The organism is Aquitalea pelogenes, assembly GCF_001515305.1.
GTDB lineage: Bacteria > Pseudomonadota > Gammaproteobacteria > Burkholderiales > Chromobacteriaceae > Aquitalea > Aquitalea pelogenes.
In genome coordinates, this window is sequence record NZ_LNQV01000027.1 from 12,777 (window position 1) to 36,277 (window position 23,501).

The following is a 23,501-nucleotide window of genomic DNA, read 5'->3' on the forward strand; positions in this document are numbered from 1 at the left end:
ATGCGAGCTTACGATAACAAAATCATCTTTGCCGGCCCGGTAGGCGCTGGCAAAACCACCGCCATTGCTGCCATCAGCGATATTGCGCCGGTCACCACCGATGCCCGTGCATCCGACATGACACTCAACCGCAAGGACACCACCACCGTGGCACTGGACTACGGGGTGCTGATGCTGGACGAGGCCACCAAGGTGCATCTGTACGGTACGCCGGGTCAGGAACGCTTTGACTTCATGTGGGACATCCTCAGCCATGGCGGCATCGGGCTGATCCTGCTGCTGGACAATACCCGCGCCAATCCGGTGAAGGACCTGCAGTTTTTCCTAAACGCCTTCCGCGACATGCTCAAGGTGGCACCGCTGGTGATTGGCGTCACCAAGACCGATGTGCGCGCCACCCCCAGCATCGAAACCTATGCCGCGCTGCTGGAAAAATTCGATATGCGCCCGCCCATTTTCGAAATTGACGCCCGCTCCCGGGAGGACGTCAAAAAGCTGGTGCTGGCCTTGCTGTTCTCCATCGACCCCGGGCTGGAAAGCTGATGATGTCAGACCACCTCTCGCTCAAGGATGCGCTGTACCCGATCACCAGTCCGGCCGGGGCCTACTATGCGGTATCCAGCCCGGACCAGGATGCCGCGCGCGTGCTGCTCACCCATATCCTGCGCCTTGGCCATGCGGTTCCGCTCACCACCGAATTGCTGGCCGAATGGCATGACAACAATCTGGAACGCGGGCTGGAAACCCTGTATCGCCTGCAAAGACTGGATTTTGTCCACGGCACCACCGAGCCGCGCCCCACGCTGGCGGTGAACCTGGAAAGCCAGCTGCCCACCCTGCTGGCGGCGCTGTCCGATACCGGCCGGGCGCTGCTGGCCGACGACAACGGCCTGTACTACGCCACCGCCGGTTTTCACCACGAATCGGCCGAGGAGATAGCCGCGCTGGCCGGCGACATCATGTCGCTCAACCGCCGTCATGGCTTGCTGCTGAAAAACAATCTCAACATCCACAGCCTAGCCTGGGCCGTCAGCAACCCGGCCGGTCATAGCGAACTGGGCTTTTTCCCCTTGCATGTGGGCCAGCAGTCATTCGTGCTGGTCATCGGCGGTACGCCGCAATTGCAAGACGAACACTTCGTGACGCTGATCGAGTTGCTCAGCCGTCGTTACGCCTGAACAAGCACCCGCCCCGACACGGGCCACCGAATACCCCCTGGAGAAAACCATGCGTGAACAAATGCTCAAATCCATCCTGAGTGACCTCAACGGTGCCTCGGCCGATATCGAAGCCTCGGCCATCATCTCGTCCGACGGCCTGACCATGGCCGCCCTGCTGCCACAGGATGTGGATGAAGACCGGGTGGGCGCCATGGCCGCCGCCATGCTGTCACTGGGTGAGCGCACCGCCAAGGAACTGGCACGCGGCGAACTGGAACAAGTGATGGTGAAGGGTGACAACGGCTACATCCTGATGAGTTACGCCGGCAAGGATGCCGTACTCACCGTGATTGCCCGGCGTGAAGCCAAGCTGGGCCTGATTTTCCTCGATGCCAAACGCGCCGCGCGCAATATTGCCGAAATCCTCTGATCACACCGGCAGCCGGTGGCAGGTGGCCTTCACGCCCGCCTGCCCCGGCATCGCCCGCCCGGACGTTACTGCCCTGCACCATTCTCAGCCACAGCCTGCACCACAGTTTGCACCCGTGTGTCATTAAGGTGCAGCACTGCCATCTTTCTGTATTTTTTACAGCAGCATTAATCAATCAATTTTCAATTCCGCGCTAAAGAACTGCGGTCAGCGCCATATTCTCCCATCTGCCCGCCCAGCGTTTTACCTGCTTCAGACCTGCGCCCTGCCTGGGTCACGGTCAAAATGACGGTTGCCCGGCATTTCTGGGCACGCTTATTGCCTTACTCCCTTTACAAGCCAACAAGGGGGAATACGCGATGCACCGGATTACACCGCTAGACCACACCCACTACGACGAAATGCTGATGCCCGGGCAAGATACCCGCCCGTCCTACCAGCGTTTTGCCAACTGGCTGAACCAGGCGCCTCTGGCCTGGCTGCGCGACAAGCAAAGCGAGGCTGACACCCTGTTTCGCCGCGTGGGCATCACCTTTGCCGTATACGGCGACGAAAGCGGCTCGGAACGGCTGATCCCGTTTGACACCATTCCACGCATCATTTCTGCCAGCGAATGGAAAACCCTGGAAGCAGGCTGCATCCAGCGGGTAACGGCGCTCAACCGCTTCTTGCACGACATCTATCACGAGCAGGACATCCTCAAGGCCGGCATCATCCCGCCCGAGCAGATCCTCACCAATGCGGGCTACCAGCTGGCGATGCAGGGCATAGACCTGCCACGTCAGGTATACGCCCACATTGCCGGGGTGGACATCATCCGCCACAACGACGGTGGTTTTTATGTGCTGGAGGACAATCTGCGCACACCATCCGGCGTGAGCTACATGCTGGAAAACCGCAAGATGATGATGCGGCTGTTCCCCGAACTGTTTGCCAGCCACGACATCACCCCGGTGGAACACTACCCCAACATGCTACTGGACACCTTGCGCTCGGTATCGCCGGCCGAGGTGGACAACCCCACGGTGGTGGTACTCACCCCCGGCCAGTACAACAGCGCCTATTTCGAGCACGCCTTCCTGGCCAGCCAGATGGGGGTGGAGCTGGTGGAGGGGCAGGACCTGTTCGTCAAGAACGGTTATGTCTACATGCGCACCACCTCCGGCCCGCAGCGGGTGGACGTGATTTACCGCCGGCTGGACGATGCCTATCTGGACCCGCTGGCCTTCAACCCCGGCTCCATGCTGGGCGTGCCGGGCCTGATGTCGGTGTATCGCGAAGGGCGCGTCACCGTATGCAATGCCGTGGGCACCGGCGTGGCGGACGACAAGTCCATCTACCCTTATGTGCCGGACATGATCCGCTTCTATCTGGGCGAGGAACCCATTTTGCACAATGTGCCCACCTGGCAATTGCGCAAGCCGGACGACCTGGCCTACGTGCTGGATCACCTGTCCGAGCTGGTAGTGAAGGAAGTCCACGGCGCTGGCGGCTACGGCATGCTGGTTGGCCCGGCCTCCACCCAGGCGGAAATCGAAGCCTACCGCCTGCGCATCCTGGAAGACCCGGCCAACTTCATTGCCCAGCCCACGCTGTCCCTGTCCACCTGCCCTACTTTTGTCGAATCCGGCATTGCGCCGCGCCATATCGACCTGCGCCCCTTTGTGTTGTCGGGCAAGAAAGTGCAGCTGGTGGCCGGCGGCCTCACCCGCGTGGCACTGCGTGAAGGCTCGCTGGTGGTCAACTCGTCGCAAGGCGGCGGCACCAAAGATACCTGGATCCTGAAGGAGGACATCACATGCTGAGCCGAATGGCAGGGTGCCTGTACTGGATGGCACGCAATATGGAACGCGCCGAAAACACCGCGCGCTTGCTGGATGTCAGCTTGCAGATGTCGCTGCTGCATGCGTCCTCGCAAGACGACTTGCTGGTACCGCTGGATGTCACCGGCAGCACGGCGGATTTTCTGCGCCGTCACCACACTCCCACGCCGCAAGCCGTGCTGCACTATCTGGCACTGGACAGCGAGAACCCGGGCAGCATTTACAACTGCATGCGTAATGCGCGGGAAAACGCCCATGTGGTGCGGGTGAAAATCACCACCGAGATGTGGGAGCAGGTGAACGGCACCTGGCTGGAAATGCGTGAATGGCATGCCCGCGGTCTGGATACCCGCAGCGCGTCCAGCTTTCTGGAATGGGTGCGCGAACGCTCGCACCTGTTCCGTGGCGCGGGTTACGGCACCATGTTGCGCAACGACACCTTCCACTTTTCCCGCCTGGGCACCTTCATCGAACGCGCCGACAACACCGCGCGCATCCTGAACGTGAAAACCAAGCAGATCAGTGACAACGAGCCGGAAGCCGAGAACATCCTCGACTACTATCAGTGGGCGGCACTGCTGCGTTCGGTGTCCGGCTTCGAGGCCTATCGCGACATCTACCGCGACAGCATCACCCCGGAGCGGGTGGCCGAACTGCTGATCCTGCGTCAGGACATGCCGCGCAGCCTGCGCGCCTGCTTTGGCGAAATCAACAAGGTGCTGGGCCGCATCGAAGGCCATGCCGGTCGCAGTGCACGGCGGCGCGCCAGTGAAATCCAGGCGCGGCTGACCTACAGCAGCATCGAGGACATCTTTGCCGACGGGCTGGAACAGACACTGGACAGCCTGATCGACGACATCATCCTGCTGGGCAACACCATCCACCACAGTTATCTGGAAGCTGCCTGAGCGCAGACCGGTCCGCATCATACAGAAAGGGATAGCCATGAGACTCGCCATCAGCCATGAAACACTGTATCGCTACGACAGCCCGGTACGTCACAGCACCCAATACCTGCGCCTGACACCACAAGGCGGCAATGGCCTGCAGATTCTGGACTGGCAGCTGGAGCTGCCGGTGGCCGCGCACCGCAGCACCGACAGCTACGGCAATATCCTGCACGTCCTCACCCTTGACTATCCGCACCAGGAAATCCGCATCAAGGTCAGCGGCACGGTGGAAACCGACGATACCGCGCCCTTGAGCGACGACCTGCCGCCGCTGTTCTTCCTGCGCCAGACCGAGCTGACCACGCCGGATGAAGCCCTGTGCCGCTTTGCCGCCGCTTACCGCCAGCCAGCGCCCAGCCTCGCCCAGCTGCAATCGCTGGTGGAAGGCATTCGCGAGCACATGCCCTTCTTGCCCGGCGAAACCCAAAGCCACACCCCGGCGGCGGCGGCCTTTGCCAAAGGAGCCGGTGTGTGCCAGGACCACACCCATGTGTTTCTGAGCTGCGCCCGCCAGCTGGGCATTCCGGCGCGCTATGTCAGCGGCTATGTCTACTCGCCCGCGCATGCGGCAGACCATGTCTCCAGCCATGCCTGGGCCGAAGCCTGGGTGGACGGGGCCTGGCACAGCTTTGATGTGGCCAATGCCGTGGCCGCCAACGAACACCACCTGAAGCTGGCCATCGGCATGGATTATCTGGACGCCTGCCCGGTACGCGGCGTGCGCTTTGGCGGTGGCACCGAAAGCATGACCGCCCAGGCGCGCGTCTGGCTGGACGGCCAGTGACACAGCAGCTAGATTGATTCAACTCCACCACACAAGTAGCTGCATCATGACTTACTGCGTCGCCATGAATCTTGCGTCCGGCATGCTGTTTGCCTCGGACTCCCGCACCAATGCCGGGGTGGACCACGTGTCCACCTTTCGCAAGATGCAATTTTTCCAGCAACCGGACGAGCGCCTGCTGGTGATGCTGTCCGCCGGCAACCTGGCCACCACCCAAAGTGTGGTCAGCCTGTTGCGCCAGCGCGCCAGTGCCAGCAGCAGCGAGCGCAACATCCTGAATGTTCCGTCCATGTACGATGCCGCCTGTCTGGTAGGCGATACCCTGCGTGAAATTGTCGAGCGCGATGGCCCCACCCTCAGCCAGTCCAAGATCGAAGTCGGCTGTTCCTTCCTCCTGGGCGGGCAAATCCGCGGGGAAGCACCGCGCCTGTTCAACATCTACCCGCAGGGCAATTTCATCGAAGCCACGCAGGACACACCCTACTTCCAGATAGGCGAAGCCAAGTACGGCAAGCCCATCATCGACCGGGTGGTGAACTACCACACCCCGGTGGAAGACGCCGCCAAATGCGCACTGATCAGCTTTGACTCGACAATGAAGAGCAATCTGTCGGTCGGCCTGCCCATCGATATGCTGGTATACGACAAGGACGACTTCGGCCCCGGCATCCACCAGCGCATTACCGAGCACGACCCCTACTTCCAGCAGCTGCACACCGGCTGGGGCCAGGCCTTGCGCGAAGCCTTTGCCGCGCTGCCGCCGATGCGCTGGAAGGAATGAGCGCGACAGGGAGGTGGGCAGCCCGGCCTGCTATCAGCGATAATGGCGCATTGATACCGAAAGACCCGCCGATGAAACACGCTCCGCTGACCGAGGCCGACTACCAGCGCCTGTCCACCACCCTGCAACGCTTTGCACGCCTGCAGTGCATGAACCTGGAAAAGCTGGACGGTTTCTTCACCGCCTTGCTGTGCGGCCCGGAAGCCATCAAGCCCACCGAATGTCTGCCGCTCATTCTGGGTGATGCCTTTGATGACGAGCAGGCATTCCGCAGCGAAAAGGATCTGGAAAAATTTGTCGCCCTGCTGATGGGCCACTGGCTGGACATCGCCCACACCCTGCAACAGGGCGCGGAATTCCAGCCCTGGCTGGATGCGGACGAACAAGGTGTGGTGCACGGCAATGACTGGGCCGAGGGCTTTGTCGAAGGCATGCAGCTGCAGCAGGACGACTGGAACCTGCTGTTTGACGATGCCGAACATGCTGCTGCGCTGGAAGCCATCATGGCGCTGGCCTTCGAACGCCACCCGGACCCGGAAATGCGCCCCTACATCGACAACAGCGACAGCAGCCAGCGCGAACAATGGCTGGCCGCCATCTCCCCTGCCGTGCAGGAAATCCACCAGTTTTTTGCCGCCATCCGCGCCCAGATGGAAGCCGATCTGGAACAGGACGCCCTCGACCCGGAACACTGAGCGCTCAGAGCCGCAGCAAGTGTAAATATTTGCTAGACTCAGCAAATCTCCACCCTTGACGGCCCTGCGTGCATGCAGGCTGGCCACCGCCAGCTGCTGCCAGATTCCAGACATGCTGACTTACTGGCGTTCACTGCCCATCTCCCTGAGCATGCTGCTGTGCTGGCTTGCCGGGACAGGCATGGCTGTTGCCAGCCCGTCGACTGCCTGGTGCATGGCCGGCAAGGCTGCACCCTCCTTGCTGCAAAGGGCGGAAGCCGCGCTCAGGCAAACGCCCGCTCCCTTGCCGCAAATTCATACCGAAGGCACCCTGCCGCATCAGGGCATTTTCGATCAGAGCGTCAAGGCCAAGCAGGACTGGTTCCGCATGCGCGACCTGGCGCTGGCCTGGCAAGGCAGCGGCGAGCAACGCTATCTGGATGCCGTGGCACGCCAGCTGGATGCCTGGACACGGGTTTATCAGCCCTCCTTCAACCCCATCGACGAAACCGACCTCGAGGCACTGATTGACGCCTATGCCATCACGGCCAATCAGCTACCCGCCGCCACAGCCACCCAGACACGGCAGTTGTTGCGGCAGCTGGCCGAGGGCTATGTGACACGGATCCGCACCGCCAGACAGCCACTGGGGGCCACCTTCAGGAATAACTGGAACAGCCACCGCATCAAGCTGATCGCCCTGTCGGCCCTGGCCCTGCAGGATGCCGGCTTGCAAAAAGCCGCCACCGAACTGTTCCGCCAGCATCTGGAGCGCAATATCAATGCCCAGGGTGAAACGCTGGATTACCGCGAGCGCGATGCCCTGCACTATGTCACCTACGATCTGGAACCGCTGGTACGCGCCGCCATTGCCGCACGGCAGTGGCAGCAGGACTGGCTGCACGACAAGGCAGCCTCCGGTGGCAGCCTGCAATTGGCGCTGGACTGGCTGCGCCCTTATGCCGAAGGCCGGCTACAACATCAGGAGTTTGTTCACTCCCAGGTCCGTTTCGACTTCATCCGGCGCGAAGCCGGGCTGCCCGGCTTTGCCGGCAACTGGCAAGCCGCCACCAGTCGCAAACTGTATGCACTGGCCTCACGGCTCTCGCCCGACTACGACACCCCACTGCTGACCGGCCCTCACCTGCCGGACTGGATCACGCAATGCTGGGGCAGTGCGCTCAATGACACGTCATCAAACTGACATTTTCATCTGGTAAAACTGGCCATCTTTTTTACCCCACCATCGCTAAACCATGAATCCTGTTGAAGCACTGCTGTTTGCAGTCATCCAGGGGGTCAGTGAACTGTTTCCGATCAGCAGCCTGGGACACGGCATCCTGATTCCGGACTGGCTGCACTGGTCTCTCAATCGCAGTCATCCTGACTTCCTGCCCTTCATGGTAATGCTGCACCTGGGCACCGCCCTTGCCCTGCTGCTGTATTTCCACCGTGACTGGCGCGCACTCATCACCGGCTTCATCCGGGCGCGTGGCGGCAACAGCAATGCCGAAGCCAGGCTGATGTGGCGACTGGTCGCCGGCACCATTCCGGCCGGTCTGCTGGGACTGCTGCTGGAAAAGCAATTGCGCGTGCTGTTCAGCAGTGCCACGGCGGTGCTGGTTTTTCTCAGCATCAACGGCCTGCTCCTGCTGTGGGGTGACCGCAAACAACAGGCAGCCAATGCCAGGACACTGGATAAACTGAGTCTGATGGGTGCCATCAAGATTGGCAGCGGGCAGGCACTGGCCCTGTTGCCTGGCATTTCCCGCTCCGGCGTCACCTTGCTCAGCGGCCTGGCACATGGCTTGAACCACGCCGCGGCTGCGCGCTTTTCCTTCCTGCTTGCCACCCCCATCATCCTGGCCGCCGGGGTGCTGGAAATCCCCAAGCTGGCGCACAGCGGTCATGCCCAGCCCTGGGGCTTGTTACTGAGCTGCGGGCTGCTGGCCGGGGCCTGTGCCTATGCCAGCACCTGGTTTCTCATGCGCTACTTCAAGAAAAGCGAAATCGAATCGCTACGGCCATTTGGCTGGTATTGCCTGCTGCTGGGCCTGGGTGGACTGGCACTGCACTGGCTTTGAGTCCTGCGGAAGGTTGTGGAATACATGGCAGTTCATGCTGTCAAACCGGCTTGGACAGGCATTAAGACGCATTGACTGTTTGTCCCGGCCAAGGGCTTCCATTAGAATAGTCGACAGAACTGGGCCGCCATTTGCGGCCCGTATCTGTTATATCGAGACGCATGAGAAATCAGGACGACAAAAAGCCCGATCAACGCCTGCCGGCTGATCTGGCAAGACGTGCCACCGCCATCATCGAATTGCCCGACGGCGTTCTGGTTACCGCTACGCGTGGCAGCCGCTACAACCTGCCGGGGGGCAAGGCCAACCGGGGCGAGTTACGCTCCCAGGCACTGATCCGGGAAATCCGCGAGGAGACCGGGCTGCGCATCAACTCCATGCTTTACCTGTTCGACCACATCACACCGCACAATGCCCACAAGGTTTACCTGTGCATTGCGCAGGGTCAGGCACGCCCGCAAGGTGAAATCGAACGGATTGCGCTGGTTTCTTCGCCGGATACCGAGCTGGACCTGTTCGTGGAAAGCCGCGCCATCCTGCGCCGCTATGCCAGGCTGCGTAATGAAGAAACCGCCAAGGGCCAGGCCTTGCGCGCCATTCTGGGCCTGGCACGCTATATCGCCAAGGTAGACTGAACCACCATGTCCGGCATGGACAGCGCCCGCTGGCTACAGCTGGACGAATTCGGTTTTCATCACACGCTGGCAAGCCTGCCCGGCAATACGCTGGTGCTGTTTGGCCAACCCGGCTGCTCTGCATGCCGCGCCTGGCACCAGTTGCTGGACAGCTGGCAACCTGACTGCCTGCAACAGCTGGCCTATGTCGATGTGCAAGAGAGCATGGCTTTGGCGCACGCCTTCGACATTTTCCACCTGCCCACCCTGCTGCTGTTTGTCGACGGCCAGTATCACGGCCAGCTGCACAGCCCCATGCAACGCCAGGCCATCAACACTGCGCTGGAACAACTGCTGGCCGCACCGGCGAGCGAAGAACCCTGAAATAAAGCAACAAGGGCTGCCCGTGGGCAGCCCTTGTTGTTGGCCCCCCCCTCTCGCTTTCCTTTCAGAAAGCGAGGCTCCCTTACAAGGTTAGGGCGGGGGGATAGGGAATAGATGGGAAGGCTGCGGAATCCAAGAGTTAGTCGAAAGGCCCGGCTTTGCCGGGTCCGCTGAAATCTCAGCAAATTACTTTGTCAGCAGCCTGAGCTGCCAGTGGGCAGCCCTTGTCGTTGGCAAATGGTCAGATGCACCTTACAGGTCGCTACTGCCCTTGCCACCTGCCGGCGCAGTGTCTGCCGGAGTCGACACCTCACCCACCGCACTGAGCATGTCCTGCGGAATGGTGACCCAGCCCATGCTGCTGGCCATTTGCAGGCTGATTGCCAGCGTCAGCATGGCCACCGGAGCAAACAGCATCACCCCCAACAGCACGCGTACCCGGGCAACCCCGGACACCACCGCCATGCTGTTCACCATCAGGGCGATGGTCAGCAAGGACAGCGCCAGATCGGCACCGAGAGCCGCATCGTCCGGCAACCAGCTGGTCAGCGGCTCGACAAACTGCAGGCTGTTGCACAATACGATCAGGCCGAACAGCGAACCATCCGGCCGCCACTTGGCCAGCCGCAACCACACCGTGATGAACTGGGTGAACAGCAAGGTTTCCAGCCAGGTGAACATCAGCATGAACAGCATGCGGCCGAGCACGTTATTGCCCAGCTCACCGGTGCCGCCGCTGGCTACCAGTCCGAGAACCGTCAGCAACAGGGCCGGCATCCAGCGCGGATACTGGTATTGCTCCAGCGGACCAACGCGAAAACGCAGCAGCCCCAGCAAATCATCAATCAGACGGTGCATGATGCCGGCTCAGTCAAAAACAACGGTCTTGTTGCTGTAAGACAGGATGCGGTCATCCACATGCCAGCGCACGGCGCGCGACAGCACCACTTTTTCCAGGTCGCGGCCCTTCTGGATCAGGTCTTCCACATCGTCACGGTGTGAAATGCGGGTGACTTCCTGCTCGATGATCGGACCCTCGTCCAGATCTTCCGTCACGTAATGGCTGGTCGCGCCAATCAGCTTCACACCACGGGCAAAGGCACGGTGATACGGCTTGGCACCATCGAATGCCGGCAGGAAGCTGTGGTGGATGTTGATCACCCGGTCCGGATAACGTTTGACGAACTCACCGGACAGCACCTGCATGTAACGCGCAAGTACGATGAAATCGGCACCAGCCTCTTCCAGCAGGCGGAACTGTTCGGCCTCGGCCTCGGCCTTGTTCTCGCGTGTCACCGGGATCACATGGAAGGGAATGCCGTTGAACTCAACCAGACGGCGGCAATCTTCGTGATTGGAAATCACCAGCGGAATGTCGCAGTTCAGCTCGCCAATGCGCCAGCGGTGCAGCAAATCCACCAGGCAGTGTTCGTACTTGGATACGAAAATGGCCATGCGCGGCTTGCGACTGGACAGGGAAACCTTCCAGGTCATGTTGTGCTCGGCGGCAATCGGCTGGAACGCAGCGGCAAATGCATCCATCGGCAGGGTAAAACCGTCCAGCTCCCACTGGATACGCATCAGGAAGAGGTTCTCGCTGGTATCCTGATGCTGGTCGGCATGCATGATGTTGGCGTTGTAAGTCATCAGGAAATTGGCCAGGGCCGCTACCAGGCCCTTCTTGTCCGGCGCACTGATCAGCAGCGTGGCCGATTGACGGGTATTGCTCATTATTACAGTCTCTTTGTCATTACATGATCAACGGCAGCCTTGCGGCTGTCACTTGCCAATTCCGCGTCGCCGTCACCATCCGGCAAAAGACAAACGCCACACGCCACAGGGATGACTACTCCCTGCAGCCTGTGGCGCTGGTTGCCGGTGACGGGATCAGGCGTTCAGATTGGCCGAATCCAGCGTATTCTGCAACAGCGTTGCCACGGTCATCGGACCGACACCACCCGGCACCGGGGTGATGAAACTGGCGCGCTCGGCAGCGGTGGCAAATTCCACATCGCCAGCCAGCTTGCCGGTATCCAGGCGGTTGATGCCCACATCAATCACCACGGCACCGGGCTTGATCCACTCACCCTTGATGAAGCCGGGAATGCCCACTGCAGCCACCACGATGTCAGCCTGGGCCACTTCATGTGCCAGGTCGGCAGTGGCGCTGTGACATACCGTCACCGTGGCACGTGCCAGCAACATTTCCAGCGCCTGCGGACGACAACGATATTGGATGCACCCACGATCACGGCTTTTTTGCCCTTGGGGTCGATGCCGTATTCTTCCAGCAGGGTCATCACACCACGCGGCGTGCACGGACGCAGCAGCGGCATCTTGATGGCCAGACGGCCCATATTATAGGGATGGAAACCGTCGACATCCTTCTTCGGATCGATGCGCTCGATCACGGCTTGCGGGTCGATCTGCTTGGGCAGCGGCAGCTGAACCAGGATGCCATCCACGGTGGCATCGGCATTCAGGGTATCAATGATGTCCAGCAATTCCTGCTGGCTGGTTTCAGCCGGCAGATCGTAGGCAACCGAACGGATGCCTGCTTTTTCGCAAGAACGCTTCTTGCTGCCTACATAGACACTGGATGCCGGGTCGTTGCCAACCAGGATCACTGCCAGTGCGGGGGCACGCTTGCCTGCCGCCACACGCTGTTTCACGCTTTCGCCTACCTTGGCGATGAGTTGTTCTGCTACTGCCTTACCATCAATGAGTTGCGCCGCCATGCCTGATTCCGTATGGAACTTGAAAAGAGGCGGCAATTTTCTCATTTTTTGGCTTTTTACGAAACTACAAAAATACATTAGGAATAATTTCACGTAAAGCAAAATTCACACAATAAGCATCTATTTATCATGAAGTTAGTCGAGGCTCTCCTGCAGGCTGGCCATCCTGCCGCAGCGGGCAAGCAGGTGGCGGACAAAAAAAGATTGCAAGACGGTGTTGACAGCAAAAGGGGCTATCCGTATAGTTGCGTTCTCTGTCGTCGGGGCGTAGCGCAGCCTGGTAGCGCACCTGATTTGGGATCAGGGGGTCGCGAGTTCGAATCCCGCCGCCCCGACCAGAAAAAGCCCGATAAGTGAGTGCCCGTAGCTCAACTGGATAGAGCACCGGCCTTCTAAGCCGGGGGTTACAGGTTCGATTCCTGTCGGGCGCGCCAGTATCCCAGTTTTTTGTAGTCACTGGCAGTTGTAGTAGAATGCAGTACCCTGTGGTGGATGTAGCTCAGTTGGTAGAGTCCAGGATTGTGATTCCTGTTGTCGTGGGTTCGAGCCCCATCATCCACCCCAGTCTTGCAAGAAAAACCCGGCTTTGGCCGGGTTTTTCTTTTCCAATGGCAAAATCTTTCACATTTGCGACAAAAAGCATCGCGATCCCCTCTTGTCTGACAATGGAAGCACCGTATAATCGAATCCATTTGCATTTATCCGATTGACTGACAGATCCTAAAAAACCATGACTACCCTGCAGCCGATCAAGCGCCAGACGCTGACCAGTGCCGTAACCGAATCGCTTCGCCAGCGCCTACTCTCGGGTGAGTTTGTTGATGGCCAGCAATTGCGCCAGGAAGCCCTATCCAACGAATACGGCGTCAGCCGGGTGCCGGTACGTGAAGCCCTGCGCCAGCTGGAAGCCGAAGGACTGATCCAGATCATCGACCACAAGGGCGCCGTGGTGTCCAAGCTGTCGCTGGAAGACGTGCTGGAACTGCTGGAAATCCGCGCCATGCTGGAAAGCGCGGTGCTGAAGGCATCCATTCCCTGTCAGACCCCGGCCGACATCGTGCTGGCAGAACAAACCCTGCACGAATTCGAGCTGGCGCTGCAAAAGAATGACGTCCGCCACTGGGGCGAACTCAACTCGCGCTTCCACCTGGCACTGTATCGCGCCGCCAAGCGCCCCAATACCCTGGCGCTGATTGAACAGCTGCACAACAAGACCGACCGCTACACCCGGATGCAGATCCTGTTCACTCGCACCATGGAACGCGCGCACGAAGAACACACCCGCCTGCTGGAACTGTGCAAGCAAGGTGCCGCCGAAGAAGCTGCGGAATTCATCCGTTTTCACATCCTGTCGGCCGGTCATGCGCTGGAGCACTATCTGCAAGGCCAGCAAGGCCATTAACGCCGCCTGCGCTACTGCCACAAAACGACCAGCCTTGCGCTGGTCGTTTTGCTTTCAGCTTGGCTGATACGGCTGATAAGCCATCGCGCCAGCGCTCAGCCTCGGCCCGCAGGCAGTCGGCCAGTTGCAAGGTAGCCGGACCCGCCTGCGAGGGGTCGGCCAGCACCAGATACAAGGCCGCCTTGCGCAAACCGCCATGCGCCAGCGGCAATGGCCGCAATCTGCCCGCCGCCACCGCAGGGGCAATGCGGTGCCAGGCCAGCCAGCCAAAGGCAAAGCCCTGCTCCACCGCGGCAATGGCGGTTTCCGGTTGCGACACCGTCCAGCGCTGCCAGGCACCCAGCCAGCCTTCATCGCGCGGCTGCGCTGGCCGGAATCGCGCAACACCACTTGCACATGCTGCTGCAAGTCTTCCATTTCCAGCGCCCGCCCCAGCCGGTGCAAGGGGTGGTCCGGCGCGGCACAGGCGACAAACTCCGCCTCCAGCAACCAGTCACCCAGAAAACCCTGCGGCACCCGCCCCGCCACCGCCAACTCCACCTGCTGGCCATGCAGCGCATCATCCGCGCCGGACATCACCACCTCGTGCATTTGCAGGCGGGTACTGGGGCAATGACTGGCAAACTGCCCCAGCGCCGGCAACAGCGCCGGGGTGGGAAACAGGCTGTCCACCGCCAGCCGCACTTCGGCCTCCCAGCCTTGCAGCAAGGAACGCGCCTTCTCCTCCAGCCGCAATGATGCCGCCAGCACGTTCTGTGCATCGCGCAGCAACACCTCGCCTGCTGCTGTCAGCACCATGCGCCGCCCTTGTGCCTGCAGCAAGGGCACACCCAGCTGCTCCTGCAATTGCGCCACCATATAACTGACCGATGACTGGCTGCGGTGCATGGCCCTGGCTGCCTGGGCGAAACCGCCTTCACTGACAATGCATTGCAAGACCTGCCACTGCTCCCAGGTAGTTCTGGCTTGTTTCATTTATTTGATTTTCAGATTGATTACTACTGATTTTTGCGCTTTTTTATTCAAATTTCCACTGCAATAATGCAGTCCATGATCAACGGCCAGGCCCAGCAGCGCCGGCCACGACAAGGAGATGCAAGATGAGCACGCACAACATCAGCCGCGAAGTGGAACGCCTGATCAATGGCATGGAGGTTTCCGATGGTGCCGGTGTCCGCCTGTTGCGGGTACTGACCCACGACCTGCAACGCCGGCTGGACCCCTTCCTGATGCTGGACGAATTCCGTTCGGACAATCCGGATGACTACATTGCCGGCTTCCCGGACCACCCGCACCGTGGCTTCGAAACCGTCACCTACATGCTCGATGGCCGCATGCGCCACCGCGACAGCACCGGGCAGGAAGGCCTGCTGGGGCCGGGCGGCGTACAGTGGATGACCGCCGGGCGCGGCCTGATTCACTCCGAGCTGCCAGAGCAGGAAGACGGCCTGATGCATGGCTTCCAGCTGTGGGTGAACCTGCCGGCCAAGAACAAGATGATGGACCCGTGGTATCGGGATATTCCTTCGGCGGAAATTCCGGAACTGCAAACCGGGCACGGCAGCCGCCTGCGCCTGATTGCCGGTTGCGTGGACAAGCAGCCCGCTGCCATCCAGCGTCTGGATACCGAGCCGCTGTATCTGGACGTGCATCTGGCCGCCGGACAGGAAGAATTCCTCTCCATTCCGGCAAGCCATAATGCATTCATCTATGTTTATCAGGGCGAGCTGGAGGCTGGCAGTCACGGCCAGGTGGTCAAGCAGCGCCAGATGGCCATTCTGGCCAATGATGCGACTGCCGGTGGCATCCGCGTGACCAGTGACGCACCAGCGCGCTTCCTGCTGGTGGCCGGCAAACCCCTGAACGAGCCGATTGCCCAGTGGGGACCGTTCGTGATGAACACCCGCGCCGAACTGGAAGCGGCGGCTGACGACTTCCGCAACGGTCGTTTCTGAACCAACACGCAGACAGCGGCTGTCGCCCTCACGGCGGCGGCCCTGTCAGCAGGAGCCCACACCATGCATACATGGAGCGAACGCATCAGCGCCAAGGTCAGCGATATCGGCTTTCCGGTGCGCCGCCTGCTGCCCAGCCGCACTGCCCGTCATATCGGTCCCTTCATTTTTCTGGACCACATGGGCCCGGCCCATTTCAATCTGGATCAACGCGACAACGATGTGCGGCCACACCCGCATATCGGCCTGGCCACCCTCACCTATCTGTTCAGCGGCGCGCTGATGCACCGTGACAGCCTGGGCAGCGTGCAGCGCATTGAGCCGGGCGCGGCCAACCTGATGATTGCCGGGCGTGGCATCGTGCATTCGGAACGCATTCCGGAGGACATCCGCAGCAGCGGTACCCCGGTGGAAGGCCTGCAACTGTGGCTGGCCTTGCCGGTGGCACTGGAGGAATGCGAACCGGCCTTCATCCACTACGACCGCGACGCCCTGCCCTCATGGCAGCAGGATGGCAGCCGCATACAACTGGTAGTGGGCCATGCCTGGGGCCGCAGCGCACCGGTAGCCTTTCCCGGTGACGCACTGTATGCCGTGGTGGACATGGATGCCGGAGCAACACTGGAGATTCCGCCGGGCTTTGCCGAGCGCGGTATTTACCTGGCCAGCGGCAGCATCAGCCTGTTGCGCTATGGCTGGCCGGATAGCGCCTACTTGCCAGCCAATGTCCGCTGATGGTGACATTTGCTGCATATTGTCCAACAGCAATACAGCCCGTTTTCATAATGTTGCTGAAATGTTACGTCGCTTGAACTGAAACTTTTCAATGTAGAGACTTGTGCGCTACCCTGCGCGCCCCCGTATGGTCTGACCTGCGGGTTTTACATAAAAAAAGTTCACTTAGGCGGAAAAAATGAAAGCTCGCAAACTGCTGCTGGCCCTGTCTCTGATCAGCGGCTCCACCCTGGCGCATGCCGACAACTGGTCCTTTGCCAATGTCAGTGCCAACTACCTCGACTGGTCTTCCCGTACCACCGAGCAAAGCGGCAAGAAAGACTTCGGCTACCTGGAAGCCGAAGGCGGCATGGGTGGCAACTGGGGTGATGTCTACGGCTTCTTCGACCTGGAAAACCCGGGCAAGAGTGGCGACGGCCTGAACGGCTATGACCGTCGCTACACCACCAAGGCCATTGGCCGCTTCAACCTGACCCAGGTGGGCAACGTACCGGTACAACTGTACGCACACGTTTACGACACCCGTGGCAACAACTTCTTCAGCCAGAACCGCGTCCTGGGCCTGAGCACCGAACTGAAGTACGGCGACCTGACCATCAAGCCGTTCATTGGCGCGCACAACGAGCTGGACTCCTTCGGCATCGGTTCCGGCTACAACGGCTGGATGGCCGGCTATGTGCTGCTGTACCCGTTCAGCGCCTTTGGTCAGTCCTTCCTGGTGACCCAGTGGCATGAAACCGAATTCGCCCGCAAGCACGAATTCGTGGCCAACTACAAGCACAACACCGGCGAAAACGGTGCCATCGCCCTGTGGTGGAATGTGAACAAGCGATTCACCACCGGCGTGCAATACCGCTATGCCGACCAGAAGCTGGGCTCGTCCGAGTACCAGAACGCGGTGATCTACAGCGCCAAGTACAATTTCTGATCTTCGCTGTCAGTCCCATGCAAAACGCCTCCATCCGGAGCGTTTTTCTTTGAGGGTGGCCCTTGGCTCAGCCAGTGCGCTTACTTGCTCTTGTTGGCCTGACGGTACAGCTGGATCAGGCGGCGGGTGGAGCTGTCGTGCTCGGCCGTTTTCAGCTTGCCGGTGAGTTCGGCGTGAATGGTCTTGGCCAGTTGCTTGCCCAGCTCCACCCCCCACTGGTCGAAGCTGTTGATGCCCCAGATCACGCCTTGCACAAAGATCTTGTGCTCGTACAGCGCAATCAGCGAACCCAGGTTGCGCGGGTCGAGGAAGCTCATCAGCAAGGTATTGGTGGGACGGTTACCGGCAAATACCTTGTGCGGCACCAGTGCTTCCAGTGCATCGCCCTTCATGCCTTGCGCGTCCAGTTCTTCGCGTACTTCGTCGGCGGTCTTGCCGCGCATGAAGGCCTCGGCCTGGGCAAACACGTTGGCCAGCAGGATTTCATGGTGACCCGGCAGGCTGCCACGGCTTTCCAGCGAGGCAATCAGGTCGATCGGCGAAATATGCGTGCCCTGATGCAGGAGCTGGAAGAAGGCATGCTGGCCGTTGATGCCGGTTTCACCCCAGATGATGGGCGCGGTTTCAAAATTGACCGGGTTGCCATTGAGCTGGGTCTGCTTGCCGTTGGACTCCATGTCCAGCTGCTGGATGAAGGCCGGCAAGCGATGCAGGTACTGGTCGTACGGCGCAATCACGTGGCTGCCACCACCAAAGTAGTTGATGTACCAGATGCCTATCATGGCCAGCAGCACCGGCATGTTCTGCTCGAACGGTGCATTGCGGAAATGCTGGTCCATGATGTGCGCACCGTTGAGCAGCTCGGTAAAGTTTTCCTCACCCAGATACAGCATGATGGGCAGGCCGATGGCCGACCACAGGCTGTAACGGCCACCCACCCAGTCCCAGAATTCGAACATGTTGGACGGGTCGATGCCGAAATCCGCCACGGCTTTCTGGTTGGTGGATACGGCAACAAAGTGCTTGGCCACCGCTTTTTCGTCCCGCGCACGCTGCAGGAACCAGTCACGCGCGGTCAGTGCATTGGTCAGGGTTTCCTGGGTGGTGAAGGTTTTGGATTCCACCACGAACAGGGTGGTTTCCGAATGCACCTTCTTCAGGGTTTCCTTCAGCTGGGCACCATCCACATTGGAGACAAAGTGCATGTTCATGCGCGGGTGACCAAACGGGCGCAGCGCACTGCACACCATCAGCGGACCCAGGTCCGAGCCGCCAATGCCGATGTTGACGATGTCGGTGATGGGCTGGTTGGTATAACCCAGCCACTCGCCGGAGCGCACGGCGTGGGCAAACTTGCCCATGCGTTCCAGCACGGAATTCACCTTGGGCATCACGTCTTCGCCATCAACGAAAATGGGCGAATTGGTGCGATTGCGCAGGGCAACGTGCAGCACGGCGCGGTTTTCCGTGCTGTTGATCTTTTCGCCCTTGAACATGGCCTTGATGCGTTCCGGCAGCCCGGCTTCGCGCGCCAGTTGCATCAGGCCCTTCAGGGTTTCGTCGGTGATGCGGTTCTTGGAGTAATCGAGGAACAGGCCACCCACTTCCAGGCCATAACGTTCGGCCCGCTCCGGGTCGTTTTGGAACAGCTCGCGCATGTGCAGCTGCTTGGCATCGGCAAAGTGGTCCCACAGGGTTTGCCAGGCGGGAAGTTGGGTCAGTTCGCTCATGATGATTAATCCTCTTCTGTCCGTTCGGCCAGTCTCTTTGCTTTGAGACTGTGCTTGGTTTTTTCTAGTTGTCCGATCACGCCGGGGCCGCGGCGCAAGGCCACGCCCACGGCCAGCACGTCGATGAGCACCAGGTGGATGATGCGGGAAATCATCGGGCTGTAGGTTTCATTGTCTTCCTGGGTGTCCGCCATCAGGGCGATGGTGGCGGCACGTGCCAGGGGAGAACCACTGGCGGTGATGGCCACCACGGTGGCCCCGGAAGCGGTGGCTTCTTCCACCGCATCCAGCAGCTCGCGCGAGCGGCCGGAGCTGGAAATGGCCACCAGCACGTCGTCCGGCCCCAGTACCGAGGCCGCCATCATCTGGATGTGGGTATCGGCATAGGCCACGGTGGAAATGCCGAAACGGAAGAACTTGTGCTGGGCATCGGCGGCGGTGATGCCGGAGTTGCCCAGACCGTAGAACTCCACCCGTCGGGCGCGGGAAATGGCCTCGATGGCCGCTTCGATGGCCTGCGGGTTGACGTCGTTACGGCTTTTGAGCAGTGCGGTGACGGTGTTGTCGAACACCTTGGCCACGATTTCCGAGGTGGGGTCTTCCGGCCGGACGCTGGAATGCACATAAGGCACGCCGGTGACCAGACTGCCGGCCAGTTTCAGCTTGAAATCGGGCAGGCCCGAGCAGCCCATGGAGCGGCAGAAGCGAATCACCGTGGGCTGGCTGACGCCGGCATTGCGGGCGATATCCGCCACTGCGGCCTGCATCATGGTGTAGGGCTGCTCCAGCACCAGTTCGGCCACCTTGCGTTCGGCCGAAGACAGGGCTTCTAGCTGAGACTTGATTCTTTCCAGCATGGGTCAGTGCTCCAGGTGCGCCGCCAGCGCTGCCGACGCGCCGATCAGCGCAGGGTAACGGCTGTTGATGACAAACACCGGAATTCCCGCAAGATAAGCGGAAAAACGGCCCTTGTCCTCGAAGCGTGGGCGGAATGGCGACGTTTTGAAGTAGTCGATCAAACGTGGAACGATACCACCGCCAAGGTATACCCCGCCACGGGCGCCGAGCGTCAGCGCCAGATTGGCCGCCGCCGTACCCAGCATGGCGCAGAAGGCATCCAGCGTTTCGCGGCAGCGCGGACAGTCGCCCGACAGGCCACGGGCGGTGATGTCGGCAGCGGACAGGTCCTGCTCCGGTTCACCGGCCAGTGCCGCCAGTGCATGGTAAATCAGCACCAGCCCCGGGCCGGACAGCAAGCGCTCGGCCGATACATGGCCATGGCGATCGCGCGCATAGCGCCAGATGGCAGCCTCGCGCTCGTCAAACGGGGCAAAGCTGACGTGGCCACCTTCACCGGCCAGCGGCATATAGCCACCCGGTGCCGGAATCAGGGCCGACACGCCAAGACCGGTGCCAGGGCCAATCAGCGCCAGCGGGCTGCCAGCAACCGCTTCGCCGCCCCCCACCTGTACCAGTTCCTGACGTGGCAGGTGCGGCAGCGACAGCGCCAGCGCGGTGAAATCGTTGATGACGATCAGCGAGGTCAGACCCAGTGCCTGACGGGTGGCTTCAATGGAAAACGCCCAGTGGTGATTGGTCATCTGCACCCAGTCACCCGTCACCGGGTTGGCAATGCCGATGGCGGCATGGGCCACCGCACGGGTGCCCACCTCGGCCAGATAGCTGCGCATGGCCGCTTCCAGCGTGGGGTGGCTGGCACAGGGCAGCACCAGGATGTCTTCCAGCACGCCAGGCGCGGTTTCCAGGGCGAAACGGGCATTGGTGCCGCCGATATCGGCCAGCAGCCGCGGCCAGGTATTAGGCAGTCCAGTAGACATCGATGGGGCACTCCGTCTGCAACAGGAAATGGCTGATGGGAAGGCTGTCGTTGATACCTTGCGCAGCCTGATCGAACACCTGGCGTTTGCCCGCCCCCTGAATGGACAGGATGAGGCTGTCGCAGGCGAGCAAGGCGGCCTTGCTCATGCTGAAGCGCAGGTGCGGCGCGGTGAGCGGCTGGACGGCAAGCAAGGGCAGGCTGCGGGCCATGTCCAGCCCGTCAGCGAGCGCGTCAGCACTGGGAAACAGCGAAGCGGTATGGCCGTCCTCACCCATGCCCAATACGGCGACAGTCGGTTGTTGGTAAGCGGCATTGGCGGCGGCCAGTTCGGTGACGTCATCACGGGCATCGCCCACCAGCGGCAGGAAACGGGCGGCAGCGGCGGCATCCTGTAACAGATGTTCGCGCACCAGCGCGGCATTGCTGTCCGGGTGATCCGGCGGGACGAAGCGTTCATCCACCAGTGTGATCAGCACGCGCGACCAGTCCAGCTGCTGGCTGCGCAGCGCGTGAAAGAAGGGAACCGGCGATTTGCCACCGGAAACAGCCAGCACGGCGCGACCATCGCGCGCCAGAGCGGCCGACAAGCGTTGTGCCACGGTAGCGGCCAGGGCGGCGGCGCTGGCCGGTGCATCGGGAAATTCAAACCATTGCATGCATGTCATCCTCACCTTGCACCCGGCCCCTGATATCCATGACACCGGGTGATTGCCGCTCTTGCTGGCCGGCTTGTTATGAATTGTCCTGTCCGGGCAGGCCAGTGCGGCGGCCCGGACGGGTCAGGTCGGTCAGCTTTCTTCGTGCCAGCTGATGCCGTCGCGGCTGAGCAGGGCGCTGGAAGCCGCCGGGCCCCAGGTGCCTGCCGTGTATTGCTTGGGCGGGGTGTTGCTGCTGTTCTGCCAGCATTCCATGATGGGCATCACCCAGCGCCAGGCTTCCACCAGCTCGTCACGACGCATGAACAAGGCCAGCTTGCCGCGGATCACATCCAGCAACAGGCGTTCGTAGGCATCGGCACGACGCACCTTGAAGGCCTTGTAGAAGTCCAGGTCCAGGTAGGCCGGTTGCAGGCGCATGGTGTCGCCCGGTTCCTTGGCCAGGAAGTACAGGCGGATGCTTTCTTCCGGCTGTAACTGGATCACCAGGCGGTTGGCGGTGTGACTGCCGCTCAAGGGGCCGGAGAACAACTGGTGCGGCACGTCGCGGAAGTTGATGACGATTTCCGCCAGCCGCTCCTGCATGCGCTTGCCGGTACGCAGGAAGAAAGGCACACCGGCCCAGCGCCAGTTGTCGATTTCCGCCTTGAGGGCGACAAAGGTTTCGGTCTGGCTATCAGCCGGAATGCCTTGCTCTTGCAAGTAGCCCACCACCGGCTGACCGGCCACCGCACCGGCCTTGTACTGGCCGCGCACGGTCTTGTTGGCCACATCCTGCTCGCTGAACGGGCGCAGTGCCTTCAGCACCTTGAGTTTTTCGTCACGCACCGCGTCGGCTTCCATATTGGCCGGCGGCTCCATGGCGACGATACACAGCAATTGCAGCAAGTGGTTCTGCACCATGTCGCGCAGCGCGCCGGTGCCATCATAGAAGTCACCACGGGTGCCGACACCCAGGTCTTCGGAAATGGTGATCTGTACATCGTGAATCCACTCGCGGCGCCACAGCGGTTCGAACAGCGCGTTGGCAAAGCGGATGGCCATCAGGTTCTGTACCGATTCCTTGCCCAGATAGTGGTCGATGCGGTACAGCTGGTCTTCCTTGAAGAAGTGAGCCACCGCATCGTTGATTTCGTTGGACGAATCCAGGTCGATACCCAGCGGCTTTTCCAGCACCACGCGCACATTGGGGCGGTTAAGTCCCACGGCAGCCAGGTTTTCGCAAATGCCGGCAAACAGATTGGGCGCAGTGGCCAGATAACAGACCACCACCCGTTCCGGATGCTGGCCCACCGCTTCGGCCAGTGCCGGATAATGCGCAGCTTCACCGGCATCAACCTGCAGATAGTCGATACGTGCACGGAAGGATTCCCAGGCCGCCGCATCGAAGTGTTCCTTGATATGCTGGCGTGCATTCTTTTCCACCAGCGCCAGGTAGTCGTCGCGGCTCATCGCCTTGCGACCCAGCGCCAGCAAACGGCCTTGCTGGTTGAGCAGGCTGGCGGCATGGGCCTGATACAGCGACGGCAACAGCTTGCGCATTACCAGGTCGCCAGTACCACCGAACAGCACCATATCGAAGGCCGGGGTGGGCGTGCTACGGTTATCCATAGTGATCTTCCGTCTTGTGCATTTGCAATGTAGTTATATTACCACCCGATTTTGCCATGTCCATGTGTGTTGCCGGGATAATCCGCAGAAAGCAACACCTGTCCAATCGGGCATAAAACGACACAATCCTTTACTGGAGCGACTTTCGTGCTAATCACCCCCATTTTGCCACGGCAAGGCACTGGCTGAATTCTTGCAATTTAAGTGTAGTAAAACTACCAT

At 60.7% G+C, this 23,501-nt stretch carries 24 protein-coding genes, 3 tRNA genes and 2 pseudogenes; 19 read left to right on the forward strand and 10 right to left on the reverse strand.

Annotation, left to right across the window (positions count from 1 at the left end):
- The 12 genes from AWT75_RS12610 to AWT75_RS12665 all read left to right on the forward strand — a co-directional run bounded on the left by AWT75_RS12610 (window position 1) and on the right by AWT75_RS12665 (window position 9,684).
- Window positions 1-543 carry a GTP-binding protein gene (locus tag AWT75_RS12610; protein ID WP_045846087.1) on the forward strand — a complete coding sequence of 181 codons (543 nt, stop codon included), beginning with the start codon at window positions 1-3 and terminating at the stop codon, window positions 541-543.
- Window positions 543-1,178: a peptidase M23 gene (locus AWT75_RS12615; protein WP_231588835.1), complete on the forward strand. Its 636-nt coding sequence runs from the start codon at window positions 543-545 to the stop codon at window positions 1,176-1,178. Before AWT75_RS12610 ends, AWT75_RS12615 begins: the two co-directional genes overlap by 1 nt.
- Before the next feature lie 49 nt (window positions 1,179-1,227).
- The gene (locus AWT75_RS12620; RefSeq protein WP_045846088.1) at window positions 1,228-1,590 is read left to right on the forward strand and encodes a roadblock/LC7 domain-containing protein; all 363 of its coding nucleotides are present in this window, start codon (window positions 1,228-1,230) and stop codon (window positions 1,588-1,590) included.
- A 359-nt stretch (window positions 1,591-1,949) separates the two neighbouring features.
- Window positions 1,950-3,395, forward strand: coding sequence for a circularly permuted type 2 ATP-grasp protein (locus AWT75_RS12625; RefSeq protein ID WP_082696089.1), 1,446 nt, complete (start codon window positions 1,950-1,952; stop codon window positions 3,393-3,395).
- Complete coding sequence (locus tag AWT75_RS12630; protein ID WP_062789404.1) at window positions 3,389-4,321, forward strand: alpha-E domain-containing protein; 933 nt, start codon at window positions 3,389-3,391, stop codon at window positions 4,319-4,321. Before AWT75_RS12625 ends, AWT75_RS12630 begins: the two co-directional genes overlap by 7 nt.
- Window positions 4,322-4,358: 37 nt before the next feature.
- Window positions 4,359-5,147, forward strand: coding sequence for a transglutaminase family protein (locus AWT75_RS12635; protein ID WP_045846091.1), 789 nt, complete (start codon window positions 4,359-4,361; stop codon window positions 5,145-5,147).
- Window positions 5,148-5,193: 46 nt separating this feature from the next.
- Entirely contained in the window at window positions 5,194-5,928 is a 735-nt protein-coding gene (locus AWT75_RS12640; RefSeq protein WP_062789405.1) for a proteasome-type protease, read from the forward strand.
- A gap of 71 nt (window positions 5,929-5,999) precedes the next feature.
- On the forward strand, window positions 6,000-6,623 hold the full coding sequence (locus AWT75_RS12645; protein WP_045846093.1) for a YecA/YgfB family protein: 624 nt from the start codon (window positions 6,000-6,002) through the stop codon (window positions 6,621-6,623).
- 112 nt (window positions 6,624-6,735) lie between these two features.
- Entirely contained in the window at window positions 6,736-7,806 is a 1,071-nt protein-coding gene (locus tag AWT75_RS12650; RefSeq protein WP_153013327.1) for an alginate lyase family protein, read from the forward strand.
- Window positions 7,807-7,858: 52 nt separating this feature from the next.
- Window positions 7,859-8,686, forward strand: a complete 828-nt coding sequence (locus AWT75_RS12655; RefSeq protein ID WP_062789407.1) for an undecaprenyl-diphosphate phosphatase — start codon at window positions 7,859-7,861, stop codon at window positions 8,684-8,686.
- 161 nt (window positions 8,687-8,847) lie between these two features.
- Complete coding sequence (locus AWT75_RS12660; RefSeq protein ID WP_052693863.1) at window positions 8,848-9,321, forward strand: NUDIX hydrolase; 474 nt, start codon at window positions 8,848-8,850, stop codon at window positions 9,319-9,321.
- A 6-nt stretch (window positions 9,322-9,327) separates the two neighbouring features.
- Window positions 9,328-9,684, forward strand: a complete 357-nt coding sequence (locus tag AWT75_RS12665; RefSeq protein ID WP_231588836.1) for a thioredoxin family protein — start codon at window positions 9,328-9,330, stop codon at window positions 9,682-9,684.
- A gap of 252 nt (window positions 9,685-9,936) precedes the next feature.
- Here the strand turns inward: AWT75_RS12665 and AWT75_RS12670 are convergent, their stop codons facing one another.
- From AWT75_RS12670 to folD, 3 genes and pseudogenes are all read right to left on the reverse strand, one after another.
- Window positions 9,937-10,542, reverse strand: coding sequence for a hypothetical protein (locus tag AWT75_RS12670; RefSeq protein WP_062789408.1), 606 nt, complete (start codon window positions 10,540-10,542; stop codon window positions 9,937-9,939).
- A 9-nt stretch (window positions 10,543-10,551) separates the two neighbouring features.
- Window positions 10,552-11,415, reverse strand: coding sequence for a formyltetrahydrofolate deformylase (purU, locus tag AWT75_RS12675; RefSeq protein ID WP_062789409.1), 864 nt, complete (start codon window positions 11,413-11,415; stop codon window positions 10,552-10,554).
- 156 nt (window positions 11,416-11,571) lie between these two features.
- Window positions 11,572-12,422 (reverse strand): annotated as a pseudogene (folD, locus tag AWT75_RS12680) (bifunctional methylenetetrahydrofolate dehydrogenase/methenyltetrahydrofolate cyclohydrolase FolD).
- A 261-nt stretch (window positions 12,423-12,683) separates the two neighbouring features.
- Between folD and AWT75_RS12685 the strand changes: the two are divergent.
- The 4 genes from AWT75_RS12685 (at window position 12,684) to AWT75_RS12700 (ending at window position 13,824) form a co-directional block, all read left to right on the forward strand.
- A tRNA-Pro gene (locus tag AWT75_RS12685) sits at window positions 12,684-12,760 on the forward strand.
- A gap of 19 nt (window positions 12,761-12,779) precedes the next feature.
- Window positions 12,780-12,856, forward strand: a tRNA-Arg gene (locus AWT75_RS12690).
- A 54-nt stretch (window positions 12,857-12,910) separates the two neighbouring features.
- A tRNA-His gene (locus AWT75_RS12695) sits at window positions 12,911-12,986 on the forward strand.
- 166 nt (window positions 12,987-13,152) lie between these two features.
- Window positions 13,153-13,824: a GntR family transcriptional regulator gene (locus AWT75_RS12700; protein ID WP_062789410.1), complete on the forward strand. Its 672-nt coding sequence runs from the start codon at window positions 13,153-13,155 to the stop codon at window positions 13,822-13,824.
- Here the strand turns inward: AWT75_RS12700 and AWT75_RS23515 are convergent.
- Window positions 13,754-14,143, reverse strand: a complete 390-nt coding sequence (locus AWT75_RS23515) for a LysR substrate-binding domain-containing protein (protein ID WP_338021301.1) — start codon at window positions 14,141-14,143, stop codon at window positions 13,754-13,756. The genes AWT75_RS12700 and AWT75_RS23515 overlap by 71 nt on opposite strands.
- A gap of 101 nt (window positions 14,144-14,244) precedes the next feature.
- Window positions 14,245-14,799, reverse strand: a pseudogene (locus AWT75_RS23520) (LysR family transcriptional regulator); the annotation flags it as partial.
- Window positions 14,800-14,924: 125 nt separating this feature from the next.
- Between AWT75_RS23520 and AWT75_RS12710 the strand changes: the two are divergent.
- From AWT75_RS12710 to AWT75_RS12720, 3 genes are all read left to right on the forward strand, one after another.
- Window positions 14,925-15,779 carry a pirin family protein gene (locus AWT75_RS12710; RefSeq protein WP_062789411.1) on the forward strand — a complete coding sequence of 285 codons (855 nt, stop codon included), beginning with the start codon at window positions 14,925-14,927 and terminating at the stop codon, window positions 15,777-15,779.
- 63 nt (window positions 15,780-15,842) lie between these two features.
- Window positions 15,843-16,514 (forward strand): pirin family protein, encoded by a 672-nt coding sequence (locus AWT75_RS12715; RefSeq protein WP_062789412.1) that lies wholly within the window; start codon window positions 15,843-15,845, stop codon window positions 16,512-16,514.
- Between the two features lie 178 nt (window positions 16,515-16,692).
- On the forward strand, window positions 16,693-17,442 hold the full coding sequence (locus tag AWT75_RS12720; RefSeq protein ID WP_062789413.1) for an outer membrane protein OmpK: 750 nt from the start codon (window positions 16,693-16,695) through the stop codon (window positions 17,440-17,442).
- Between the two features lie 80 nt (window positions 17,443-17,522).
- Here the strand turns inward: AWT75_RS12720 and pgi are convergent, their stop codons facing one another.
- From pgi to zwf, 5 genes are all read right to left on the reverse strand, one after another.
- Window positions 17,523-19,172, reverse strand: a complete 1,650-nt coding sequence (gene pgi / locus AWT75_RS12725; RefSeq protein ID WP_062789414.1) for a glucose-6-phosphate isomerase — start codon at window positions 19,170-19,172, stop codon at window positions 17,523-17,525.
- Between the two features lie 5 nt (window positions 19,173-19,177).
- Window positions 19,178-20,029 (reverse strand): transcriptional regulator HexR, encoded by an 852-nt coding sequence (hexR, locus tag AWT75_RS12730; protein WP_045846531.1) that lies wholly within the window; start codon window positions 20,027-20,029, stop codon window positions 19,178-19,180.
- Window positions 20,030-20,032: 3 nt separating this feature from the next.
- Window positions 20,033-21,010 carry a glucokinase gene (locus AWT75_RS12735; RefSeq protein WP_062789415.1) on the reverse strand — a complete coding sequence of 326 codons (978 nt, stop codon included), beginning with the start codon at window positions 21,008-21,010 and terminating at the stop codon, window positions 20,033-20,035.
- Entirely contained in the window at window positions 20,991-21,668 is a 678-nt protein-coding gene (gene pgl, locus AWT75_RS12740) for a 6-phosphogluconolactonase (RefSeq protein ID WP_062789416.1), read from the reverse strand. Before pgl ends, AWT75_RS12735 begins: the two co-directional genes overlap by 20 nt.
- A gap of 132 nt (window positions 21,669-21,800) precedes the next feature.
- Entirely contained in the window at window positions 21,801-23,279 is a 1,479-nt protein-coding gene (gene zwf / locus AWT75_RS12745; RefSeq protein ID WP_045846534.1) for a glucose-6-phosphate dehydrogenase, read from the reverse strand.
- Window positions 23,280-23,501: the final 222 nt, after the last annotated feature.